Source organism: Dactylosporangium salmoneum, assembly GCF_039532525.1.
GTDB lineage: Bacteria > Actinomycetota > Actinomycetes > Mycobacteriales > Micromonosporaceae > Dactylosporangium > Dactylosporangium salmoneum.
The window spans coordinates 110,264-121,397 of the sequence record NZ_BAAARV010000007.1 but is presented as its reverse complement, the minus strand read 5'-3'; the positions used below and the strand labels follow the sequence as shown (position 1 = coordinate 121,397).

The 11,134-nt window shown below is 67.8% G+C and carries 7 protein-coding genes; 3 read left to right on the top strand and 4 right to left on the bottom strand.

The features are described from left to right. Positions 1-248, bottom strand: a 248-nt coding sequence (locus ABD352_RS06015; RefSeq protein WP_344611201.1) for a hypothetical protein, incomplete at its 3' end; no start/stop codon positions are given. Positions 249-654: 406 nt separating this feature from the next. Between ABD352_RS06015 and ABD352_RS06010 the strand changes: the two genes are divergently transcribed. Together ABD352_RS06010 and ABD352_RS06005 are read left to right on the top strand one after the other, a co-directional pair. After that, complete coding sequence (locus ABD352_RS06010) at positions 655-1,188, top strand: sensor histidine kinase (RefSeq protein WP_344611200.1); 534 nt, start codon at positions 655-657, stop codon at positions 1,186-1,188. An 81-nt stretch (positions 1,189-1,269) separates the two neighbouring features. Then, positions 1,270-1,515 (top strand): response regulator, encoded by a 246-nt coding sequence (locus ABD352_RS06005; protein WP_344611199.1) that lies wholly within the window; start codon positions 1,270-1,272, stop codon positions 1,513-1,515. A 278-nt stretch (positions 1,516-1,793) separates the two neighbouring features. Here ABD352_RS06005 and ABD352_RS06000 read toward each other — a convergent pair whose 3' ends face one another. The 3 genes from ABD352_RS06000 to ABD352_RS05990 all read right to left on the bottom strand — a co-directional run bounded on the left by ABD352_RS06000 (position 1,794) and on the right by ABD352_RS05990 (position 9,317). Next, positions 1,794-6,353 (bottom strand): LamG-like jellyroll fold domain-containing protein, encoded by a 4,560-nt coding sequence (locus tag ABD352_RS06000; RefSeq protein ID WP_344611203.1) that lies wholly within the window; start codon positions 6,351-6,353, stop codon positions 1,794-1,796. A gap of 5 nt (positions 6,354-6,358) precedes the next feature. Beyond that, a complete protein-coding gene (locus ABD352_RS05995) occupies positions 6,359-8,755 on the bottom strand; it encodes an alkaline phosphatase family protein (protein WP_344611198.1) in 2,397 nt (798 codons plus the stop codon). 346 nt (positions 8,756-9,101) lie between these two features. Continuing rightward, positions 9,102-9,317 carry a hypothetical protein gene (locus ABD352_RS05990; protein ID WP_344611197.1) on the bottom strand — a complete coding sequence of 72 codons (216 nt, stop codon included), beginning with the start codon at positions 9,315-9,317 and terminating at the stop codon, positions 9,102-9,104. Positions 9,318-9,348: 31 nt separating this feature from the next. Here ABD352_RS05990 and ABD352_RS05985 point away from each other — a divergent pair, with 31 nt between their 5' ends. Continuing rightward, positions 9,349-11,127, top strand: a complete 1,779-nt coding sequence (locus tag ABD352_RS05985; RefSeq protein ID WP_344611196.1) for a bifunctional metallophosphatase/5'-nucleotidase — start codon at positions 9,349-9,351, stop codon at positions 11,125-11,127. The last annotated feature ends 7 nt before the right edge of the window (positions 11,128-11,134 follow it).

Below are 11,134 nucleotides of genomic sequence, written 5' to 3'. Positions count from 1 at the left end.
ACGCCGACGTAGCCGACGATGTGCAGCTTCGGCGCGCGCCCCGCGAAGGTCAGGATCACCGGCAGCCCCAGCGCGATGACGACGTCCCCGACCAGCGCGACTCCGTAGAACAGCGGCCAGAGCTTGTAACGGAACACCTCCTCGCCGCTGCCCGGCGCGAGCAGATTGGCGGCGGCGTAAGCCCCCATCGTGACGATCGTGCCGACGATGAGCGCCCATCCGCCCAGGCGCCTCACGTTGATGGTCATGCTCTCCTCCACGAGCTCGCAGCGCCCCGCGCTATGTGTGATGCCGCCCGTCGGCGGCGCGCCTTCAGCGTGAGCCCGGCTGACCTCCGGGGTCGTCGTGCGGCGGTCGGCACCGGGTCATACCCCGGTCGCGAACCGGGCCGCCGGAAACGCGACCTGCGGATGATGCCGCGCAGGTCCGGCCGCCCGTAACTTGCCGATGTGATGCGCTTGATGACGCCGGTGAAGGCCCAGGCGCGGGGCCGTTCAGAGGCGCGAGTGGAGTCGGAGACGCGTACATGGCTGCGGCATAGGCCGCCGGGGTTGCTACCCGACGCGCTGTTCGCGATCGCGATCGCCGCCTTCGCCCAGGTGAATCTCGCGTTCCAGCTCGACAACTCGACACCGCACGGCCCGATGCCGCCGGATGCTCGGCCTACTGCGCGGCGAAGAGGCCCGGCTCGCGCTCAAGCCGCAGCCGGGCACGGCGGACCTCGCCGACCTGGCCGACCACATGGCGGAGAGCGGTCTGCCGGTCGAACTCACCGTGGAGGGCGCGACCCGGCCGCTGCCCCCCGGCGTCGATCTGACCGTCTACCGGATCGTGCAGGAGGCGCTCACCAACGCGCTCAAGCATGCGGCGCCGACCACCGCGCACGTCGTGTTGCACTACGACGATCAGTCCGTACACGTAAGTGTCCGGGACACCGGGCAGGCGGGCGGGTCGGGCGGCACCAGCGCGAACCGGGTCGGGCACGGCCTCATCGGGATGCACGAACGGGTCGGGCTCTACGGCGGCACGCTCGAGGCGGCGGCCGCGCCCGAGACGGGCTTCACCGTGACGGCACGGCTTCCACTGCAGACGGACCAGCGATGGTCCGCGGCCTGCTCGTCGATGATCAGGCCCTCGTGCGCGGCGGTTTCCACTCCATTCTGGACGGTCAGGACGACATCGAGGTGATCGGCGAAGTAGCCGACGGCATGGAGGCCATCGACAAAGCGCTCCTGCTGCTGCCCGACGTCATCCTCATGGACCAACCGCATGCCGCGGATGGACGGGATCGCGGCGACGCGTCGCCTGCTGGACGGCGGCCGCTGCCCGGCGCGCATCCTCGTCCTCACCACATTCGATGAGGACCAGTACATCTATCGGGCACTGCGTGCCGGGGCAAGCGGCTCCCTACTCAAGAGTGCACCGCCGTGCGAGCTGGCCGGGGCCATCCGGGCGGTCGCCGCGGGCGAGGCACTGCTGGCACCGGAGATCACCCGGCGCAAGATCGAGGAGTAAGGGGTCCACGATAGAACGCCGGACGAAGACGGTCCGGCAGCTGATCCCACCCTCACCGGCCGGTTCATGCGGCACTGCACGCGGCCGACGTCGACGGCGACGATTGCCTCCGTGGTGGACTACTGAATCTGTCGCACCTGCCGGCTCGGCTGGGTCGAACAGTCGTGGACCCTGCCCAAGTACCAGCGCCACGGACTGGCCGCCGCGGAGCTCCACGCGCCCACGTCCTTGAGGATGGACGTGGGCGCGCTTCGATCTCGTTGCTGGCGCTGCGAACGCTACGACTCGCCCACCCCGAACGTGCTGGTGACGGCGGTGTGATCGCTCGTCCACGCGCTCGTGCTGACGTTCGTCACCGACGGCCAGCCGGCGACGAGGGTGTTCGAGCCGACGAGCCTCAAGTTCTTACCGGCGTACCCGACGTAGTCGACACGGTCCTGCGGTTCGGCATTGTTCGCCGCGTCGTGGAACTTCTGGAACGGCGACCAGGTGTTGCCTGGTGCGGCTACCGGATTCGGGTTGGCTTTGCGGTAGGAGTCGGTGAGACCCGTGCCGAAGATCGCGTCCGTCGCCGGCCAGTCGGTGGCACCGACGCCGCAGTGGGCAGAGGCGGTTGCGGCGGTCCAGTCCGCACCGGAGGGCGATGCGAGGTCGCCGAGGAGGATCACCGGCGTCTTGTCGGCGTTCTTCATGTCCTTCGCCATCGCTGAGGCGACGGCCTTGGCTTGCGCGTAGCGGGTCGTGCCCTTCTCGCTCGCGACCAGAGCCGACGGTGTCGTCATGTTCTGGAAGCAGGCCTGGTACGGGCCGTAGCCCTGCTCGTCAAGGGCGACATCCCAGATGCGGATGGTCCTGCCGAGCACATTCGCCGTGACGCCCACCGCGGGTGCCTTGCTCGTCGCGTCGACCGTGTCCGACTTCGACAGCGGGAAGGCGGACACGATGCCGAGGCCCTGGCCACCCTCGTAGGAGTACCAGCCCAGGGCGCTCGCGAGCTGCGAGGCGTACTGCCCGCCGTCTTCCTGTAGACCGATCACGTCGAGGCCGTTGTTTGCAATGACCGCCAGGTCCTTCTTCAGCGCGTCGTCGCTGTGGCTGCCGGCGTCCCAGACGTTCCACGTCGCCGTGTGGATCCGTGGGCCGTTGCCGGTGCCGTTGCCGGCCAACGGGATCTTGACTTTGATCGTGGATGTGGTCGTGCCGTCCGTTGCCCGGACGGTGATTTCGGCAGGGTTCTGCGCGCGGGCGTGCGGCGCTGTGCCCGTGACGACTCCGTCGTCGCCGACCTTGAGCCAGCTGTCGCCACTCACCTTGGTGTAGGAGGTGACCGCGCCGCCGTTCCAGAGGCCGGAGATCCGCTGCGAGACCTTTCCGCCGGTTGACGCCGCGGCGGCGTGGAAGGTGTCGGTCACGAAGCCCTTGGCCACCGTGGAACCTGCGTTGTAGGCAACTGCGGTCGGCGCCTTGCTGAGCAGGCCGCCGTCCGACGGCTTGGTCGCGTTGTAGTCATTCACGACCTGCGTGGCCGGCACCGCCTTGTTGAAGAAGGCGAGGTTGTCGATGTACGCATTGGTGTAGCCGTCAGCGGTGTCCGCCTCGCTGCCGCTCAGCCCGCCGATGTTGAACGCGAGCCCGCTGGTGAAGTTCGCCGACGCCGGGATCGCCTTTGTGCCTTCAACCGCGCCGTCGACGTAGATGGTCTCCAGGGCCGCGTCGCGGTCGAGCACCACGGCCACGTGGTGCCACCCGCCGACGACCGACGGCGGGTTGCTCGGCGAGTAGTTCCCAGTGGTGCTGAAGCAGGACTCGAGCTGACCGGCCGTGGCATGGTTGAACAGCGTCATGCCCGGGTTGGTACAGGAGCCGAAGTTCTGGTTGCTCATGATCGGCCCGTAGCTCGTGCGCGACTGCTCCCAGATCCAGAACTGGTAGGAGAAGCTCGACGAGCCGTCGGTCTGGCCGGCGATGAGCGGCAGCTTGACGTAGTTCGCGCCGTTGCTGACGGATGCCGCGAGGCCGTCAAAGCCGGTGACGTAGGCGGGTGTGCCCTTCCAGGCGCCCGTGTGGCCGCCGCCGGAGCCGTCGCGCAGGTCGCCGTTGAAGTTGTAGGACAGCATGGGCGCCACGGCGTCACCGGCCGCGATCAGCTTGCGCCATACGGCGTACAGCGTGATCTTGTCGCCGTCCTTGTTCGTCAGGTTGCCGACCACTTGGCCGTCGACGTACGCCGGCTGGCCGTCCGCCGTGGTCGCCCAGCCCGCGAAGCCGTAACCGCTACGGGCAAAGGCGTCTGCCGTCAACGCCGCCTGCTGGTCGTAGCTGAATGTCTCCGGCGCCATCGTGCCGCTGTCGGCGCCATTGGCGTCGAACGCGATCGTGTAGTGGATCGGCGCCGGGACGGCCTTGACGACGACGTCCTGGGTCGGCATCGCGAACGTGCCGTCCGCGCCGATCTTGAGCCCGGCGGGCGACACGACCTCCCACGTGGAGGTGTACCCGGTGGCCGGCGTCGCGCTGAGCGTGACGGTCGAGCCCTCGGCGGCGAACCCGGTGAGGTCGACGGACGTCTTCACGGAGACGTGGCCGTCGCCGGTGGCCGTCACGAAGTGGCTGCCGTCGGGCATCCACAGGGCGTACAGGGTCGTGCTGTCGCTCGGAGCGAGGTTCTTGACCGTGCCCTGGTTCTTGTAGGCGGCCGGGAAGTTCTTCGTCGCGCTCCAGCCGACGAAGGTGTATCCGGCGCGGGTGAAGCCGTTCGCCGGCAGTGTCGCCGACTGGTCGTAGGTGAGCGTCTGCGCGGGCGTGAGACCGCCGTCCGCGCCGTTGCCGTCGAAGTTGAGGGTGTACGTGTTGGGAGCGAAGTTCGCCTTGACCGTCACCGGCACGCCCGGGGTCGGTTCCGTGAAGCTGCCGTCCGCGGTGATCGCGAGGTTCGCCGGTGTCTGGGGCGCCCACGAGTCGAAGTGGTAGCCGGTTGCGGCCGACGAGGTGAGCTTGACGTTGCTCCCCGCGCCCGGGGCGAGTGGCGTGGAGAAGCCGGTGCCGTGACCGCCGCCGTCTACCGTCACCGCGAAGTGCGTAGCCGGGTTCGTCGCGGCGTAGTCGGCCGCGATCTGGTTCGCGCTGATCGCCTGGTCGAAGAAGTTCACGTTGTCGTAGAGCGCGTCGACGTCGTTGCCGTAGTTGACCGCGCCGCTCTGTCCGAGCACGTAGGGCAGGCCGGAGCGCAGGCTGAGCGTGCTGGCGATCTGTGTCACTTGGCCCGCGACCTTACCGTCGACGTACCAGGTCACCGTTCCCGCCGTACGGTCGACGACCGCCGCGAGATGGTGCCAGGAGCCGACAATCGGCGGGTTGTTGAGGCCGACGTGTACGGCCGTCGTGCCGTAGCAGCCGGTCAGTACGCCGTTGCTGCTCGTGTTGTTGTAGTAGCCGAGGGCCGCGTCGGTACACGATCCGCCCGTCTGGTTGGCGAATACCCAGGCGTCGCCGGTGTAGGAGATCTCCTTGATCCAGAACTCGAAGGAGTAGCTGCCGGAGGCGTCCGTCTTTCCGTCGACGAACTTCAGCTTGACGTTGTGGCCTTTGCTCACGTGGGCGGCGAGGCCGGAGACGCCCGTGCTGTAGGACGCGGGTCCGGTCCAGCTGCCGGTGTATTCGTTGCCGGTCGCGTCGGTGACCGTGGTGCCTGAGTCGCGGTTGAAGTCGTACGACAAGATCGGCTTGATCGGGTCGCTGGGGTCGTAGGTCAGGTCGCTCGACGGTACGACCAACCCCTTGAAGGTGGCCTTGACGATGACCGGGACGCCCGGTGCGGTGAAGCTACCGTCGGCGGCGATGGTCAGGCCGGCGGGCGACTGGACCGTCCACGAGTCGAAGACGTATCCGACCGCCGGGGTCGCTGTGAGCTTGACCGTCTGCCCCTTGGTCGGCACCGTCGACGAGGCGGTGGCACTGCCGTGGCCGTCGGTGGTCACCTGCACGGGGTTTGCCGCGGTGTAGTCCGCCGCGATCTGGTCCGCGCCGATCGTCTGGTCGTAGTACGCAAAGTTGTCGATGTATGCGTTGACGTGTCCATCGCCGTAGTCGACGCCGCTGCCGCTGAAGCCGCCGATGCTGAAGGCGAGGCCGCTGTTGAACGCGGTGTTCGCCGTGATCGAGCCGCTGGGCGACTGCGCGGCCCGCACGCCGTCGACGTAGAAGGTCATCGTGTTCGCCGTACGGTCGACGACGACCGCGACGTGGTGCCAGTCGCCAGTGATTGCCGCCGGGTTGACGCCGTGGACGTACTCCTTCGTGCCGGCGGCGGTCTGGCCCCAGCATGCCTCGAGCACGCCCTGCGCGGCCTGGTTGTAGAGGGTGAAGCCAGGGTTGCTGCAGGACACGAAGTCCTGGTTGCTGACGATGGATCCGTAGCTCGTGCGGGACTGCTCGTCGATCCAAAACTCGTACGAGAAGCTCGACTTGGCGTCCGTCGCGCCGGCGACGAGCGGCAGCTTGACGAAGTTCGCCTTGCCGGCGGAGTCGCCGCTCGCGCTGACGAACGCCGCCTTGCCCGAGACGCCGTCGACGTAGGCGGGGATGCCACCCCACGTGCCGTCGTAGCCGTTGCCGGACGAGTCGACGACCGTTGTGCCCGAGTCGTTGTCGAAGTTATAGGAGACGACCGGGACGACCGGCGGCGCGGCCGCGGCCGGGGTGGGGGCAAGGGCAGCGTTCGCGGTCACGACGACGACGGCGGCAACGCCGATCACCACGAGGGCCGCCGCTGCGGCCGAGACGCGACGCCAAGGCAGGCGCGGGGATGCCATGAGCTTCTCCTGGTTGATGTTGTCCATGGTGGTCAAGCCTTGATCTGAGCGATACGGCCGGCGTAGCGGTGCTGCCAGCCGGTGCCCGTGTCGGCGGTGATGACGACGTCGTAGTAGCCCTCGGAGGTCGGCCAGTTCACGGTCTTCGACGCACCGGACTCGACGTGGACCGTCTGTGTGCCGCCGTCGTACTCATGGGCGACCAGCGTGTACTCGACGGTCTCGCGCCCGTCGTTGTGCAGTTCGATCGAGACCGTGGGTTTGGTGCCCGCGATGAGGCGCACGTCGAGGCGGGGCACGCCTGCGTTGTTCTGGCCGGCGGGTAGCACGGTGCCGGCGTGGGAGCGGACGAAGCCGTCGGGCCCGTATACGCTGAAGGCGTACCTGCCGTCGTAGCGCTTCGCGTCCCAGCTGTACTCGGCGGGCTGCGCGGCCGTCACGGTGTGGGGCGTGTTGGAGGCCGGCGCGTAGGCGTCGGGGAACGCCTGCAGGCTGACGGCCTTACCCGCAGGTCCGCCGACCATGCTCAGCTTCGCGGTCACCGTGCCGTTGACGCGGTCCTCCACGAAGGTGCCGTGCGGGTGATACGACAGCGGGCGGTGGATCAGCGGCCTGTCGAGCTTCCACTTCTCGCCCGTGTACGTCTTGCCAAAGTCCGCGCTCGGTGCGTTGTTGGCGATCTCGATGAGGGCGTAGGTGTCGGGCAGGGACGGGGTGTCGAGCACCGGATGCTCGAAGTCGATGGCGCTCGTGAGGTCACCGCTGATCGCGCGACGCCAGTCGGTGATCATCGTGCTCTTCGCCGGCTTGCCCAGAGACTCGGTCCACACCTCCAGGAACCGGATGATCGAGGTGTGGTCGAACACCTCAGAGCTCACAAAGCCGCCCCGCGTCCACGGCGAGACCAGGACCAGCGGAGTACGAGGGCCGTAGCCGATCGGGGTACCCGCCAGGTTCAGCTTGCCGCCGCTGGAGAATTCGTCCTTGGTGCCGGGCTCGGGGCGCGGCGGCAGCGCGTGGTCGAAGGTGCCGTCGTTCTCGTCGAACGCCAGGATGACCAGCGTGTGGTTCCAGATCTCAGGGTTGCCCTGCAACGCCGTGAGGACGCGGTTGGTGTAGTGGGCACCGTGCTCGGGGTCGGCCGCCGGGTGCTCGCTCCACAGATACGGCGCGACGATCCACGAGACCTCGGGCAGCGGGAACTCCGCGCCTGGCTTGCAGGCGGCGATGAAGTCCTCCAATACGCCGTTGAGGTTCTCGTCGGAGTCGTTGTTGGGCAGGCCGTGGGCCTGGTATGGCTCCGAGGCGGCGCGCCACACGAGACCGGTGCCCGCGGCGTTCTTCGCCGGGTCGTTGCGGTTCGCGAGGTCCGTCGCGGTGTTACCGCTCGTCGTGAAGGTGGCGAAGCCGCGGATTGGGTTGTCGGTGTAGTCGCCGCACCACGAGCTGCCGTTATTGGTGTTGTCGACGTAGTTACGCCAAGTCACGCCGGCGGCTTGCAGCTTCTCGGGGTAGGTCTCCCACGCGCGCAGGCCGTTCGACTCGGTGCCGTTGTCGGTAACGCCGTTGGAACTGCCGGTCCACTGGTAGAGGCGGTTCGGCGTGGTCGGGCCAGCCACTGAGCAGTAGTTCTGGTCGCAAATCGTGTACGCGGTCGCGAGCGAGTACTGGTAGGGCAGTTCCTCACCGGTCATGTAGATCATGGTGTTGGTGCCCTTGGCGCCGACCCAGTTGTTGTACAGGCCGTTGTTCCAGGCCGAAATGCCCGTGCCGTACCCGTGGTCGTTGCCGATGGACATACCGCTGACCGTGGACTGGTGCTGCGGGCTGAGCGTCGAGCTGCCGTGCGGTTGCTGGAAGACCGTGGTGCCGTCCTGGTACCGCAGCGCCTGCTTGTCATCGAAGCCGCGCACGCCGGGCAACGCGCCGTAGTACTGGTCGAAGGAGCGGTTCTCCTGTATGAGGATCACCACGTGCTTCAGGTCAGCAATCGTGCCCGAGAACCCTTCGGGCAGTACGTAGTCGCTGGGCGTCTGGTCCGGCGTGCAGGCCGCGGCGCCACCGCCGACCACCACGATGCCGCCCAGCATGCCAAGCGCTTTGAGCATCCCGCGACGCGAGAGCCCGGAATGGAGAATGGAGTCCGGAACTATCCGTCTGCGCCCGTCATCGTACGCATCGGAAGTGTCGTGGCTCGGCTCGTTGGCCATGTTGCTGGCTCCTAGGGAAAGGTGGGGGAGATTGTTGCCCCGCGTAGCCACGGCATAGCGACGCCGCCCACCCCACGTGACGGGAAAATGAACGAAATCTGAATGCCGAGATTTGGCACTGCGCGGCTGCAGGCCGATGCCGCAGGCGCTTCGAAGTCGAGTCGGAGTTCGCCTCGTCCCGTGGTGCTTGCGTTTGGGGAATTCGTAGTCGGTACACATCGATGTTCCTGACGCAAGCGAACCGGGAGTGAGAAGCATCGACAACCTCATCGCCGAATCTCGCGGCAACACTGTCGTGGCCGCACCAACTGTCGGCGTCGAAAGAATGCCCTTTCGCCGACGCGTCTACGGCAAGATCGAAAACTACAGGTGAACGCCCCCGGCTCGGAGCTGCTGCGATGAGTTTCCCGACGCCGGGGCGGTAACCGCGGCACGCGGTCAGAGGTCGCCACCTCGCCAAGTCCCCGGCCTACAGCATGACCTTCCGGGTGCTGCGGGAGCAGCGGGTGGTGTTCCGCCGCACCCAAACCAGGGGCCCCACCAGTCCCAGCAGCACGATCGATCATCATGTCGTGGCGATGCCCGCCGCGCGAAAGGCCGGCTCGAGCGAACCGCTGTCGACATCCAGGTCCTCCCACGCGCCGATTCCGACCAGGGCGGATGGGGTTTCGGCAAGGGCAGGTACATCATCCAGCGCGTGCTGGAGAGCGGCGCCGACCGGAGCACATACCTTACGGGTATCGATGCATTGACTGCCCGCTATGGTGCTCGGGACGCCCACGAGGCGTCCTGACCATCACGGAAGGCGCAACATGACCAACCTCTCCCGGCGCGGGGTCCTTGCCGCCGCCGCCGCGGCCGCCGCAGCCCCGTTCGTCGCGGGCCAGGGCGCACAGGCGAAGCCGCCGCAGCCGAAGACCTGGGACCTCACGCTGCTCGGCACGTCGGACACCCACGGCAACGTCTACAACTGGGACTACTACAAGGACGCCGAGTACGACGACGGCGCCCACAACGATGTCGGCCTGGCCAAGGTGGCCACGCTGGTCAACGCCGTGCGCGCCGAGCGGCGCGGCAAGGCGACGCTGGTGCTCGACGCTGGCGACACGATCCAGGGCACCCCGCTGGCCACCTACTACGCCAAGCAGGAGCCGATCACCACCACCCGCGAGCAGCACCCGATGGCGCGGGCGATGAACGTCATCCGCTACGACGCCGTTACCCTGGGCAACCACGAGTTCAACTACGGGCTGCCGCTGCTGGACCTGTGGATCCGCCAGCTGGGCTTCCCGGCGCTGGCCGCCAACGCGGTGAACGTCAAGACCGGGCGGCCGGCGTTCCTGCCGTACGTCATCAAGAAGGTCAACCTCGGCGAGAACGCGCCGCAGCTGCGGGTCGGCATCCTCGGCCTGACCAACCCCGGCATCGCGATCTGGGACCGGGCCAATGTCGAGGGGAAGCTGCGCTTCGACGACATGGTCGCCACGGCGGCGAAGTACGTGCCGGAGATGCGTGACCGCGGCGCCGACATCATTCTGATCTCTGCGCACGGCGGCGACAGCGGCACCTCCAGCTACGGCCCGGAGCTGCCGAACGAGAACCCGTCGGCGCTCATCGCCCAGCAGGTGCCCGGCATCGACGCGATCCTGTTCGGCCACGCCCACAACGAGATCCCGCAGCGGTTCGTCACCAACGCCGCCACCGGCGCGCAGGTGCTGCTGTCCGAGCCGTCGAAGTGGGGCCAGCGGGTCACCCGGATGGACTTCACGCTCACCCGCGACCGGGGCCGCTGGCAGATCGCCAGCAAGGCAGCGAAGACCATCAACACCAACACGGTGGAGGCCGACCCGATCGTGCTCGCCGCCGTGCGCGAGCAGCACAACAAGACGGTCGCCTACGTCAACCAGCCGGTGGCGACCTCGGTGCAGGAGCTGTCGGCGGTCGAGTCGCGGTACAAGGACACGCCGATCCTCGACTACATCAACAAGGTGCAGACCGACGTCGTGACGGCGGCGCTCGCCGGCGGCACGTACGCGTCCCTGCCGGTGCTGTCGATCGCGGCGCCGTTCTCCCGCACCGCGCTGTTCCCGGCGGGCCAGGTCCGGATCAAGGACGTGGCCGGCCTGTACATCTACGACAACACTCTCGAGGCGGTCGTGCTCACCGGCGCCGAGGTGCGCGCGTACCTCGAGTACTCGGCGAAGTACTTCGTGACCCTCGCCCCGGGCGCGCCCGTCGACCCGGCGACGATCAGCGACCCGGCCGTGCCGGACTACAACTACGACACGCTGTCGGGCATCGAGTACGACATCGACATCAGCAAGCCGGTCGGGCAGCGCATCACGCGCCTGGTCCACCCGGGCACCACCACGCCGGTCGGCGACGCCGAGCAGTTCGTCGTGGCGGTGAACAACTACCGGCGCTCCGGTGGCGGGAACTTCCCGGGGATCGTCAAGACGCAGGTGTACAACGCCCAGCAGGAGATCCGCCAGCTGCTCATCGACTGGGCGCAAGCCAAGGGCGCGATTGACCCGGCCGACTTCTTCACGCAGAACTGGCGGCTGGTGCGCGAGGGCACGCCGGTCTTCTAAAGCAGGA

Bases quoted from the DNA above. Each gene is read 5' to 3' on its own strand.
- ABD352_RS06010 (WP_344611200.1), top strand. From the start codon at position 655: ATGCTCGGCCTACTGCGCGGCGAAGAGGCCCGGCTCGCGCTCAAGCCG.
- ABD352_RS06005 (WP_344611199.1), top strand. From the start codon at position 1,270: ATGCCGCGGATGGACGGGATCGCGGCGACGCGTCGCCTGCTGGACGGC.
- ABD352_RS06000 (WP_344611203.1), bottom strand. From the start codon at position 6,353: ATGGACAACATCAACCAGGAGAAGCTCATGGCATCCCCGCGCCTGCCT.
- ABD352_RS05995 (WP_344611198.1), bottom strand. From the start codon at position 8,755: ATGTGTACCGACTACGAATTCCCCAAACGCAAGCACCACGGGACGAGG.
- ABD352_RS05985 (WP_344611196.1), top strand. From the start codon at position 9,349: ATGACCAACCTCTCCCGGCGCGGGGTCCTTGCCGCCGCCGCCGCGGCC.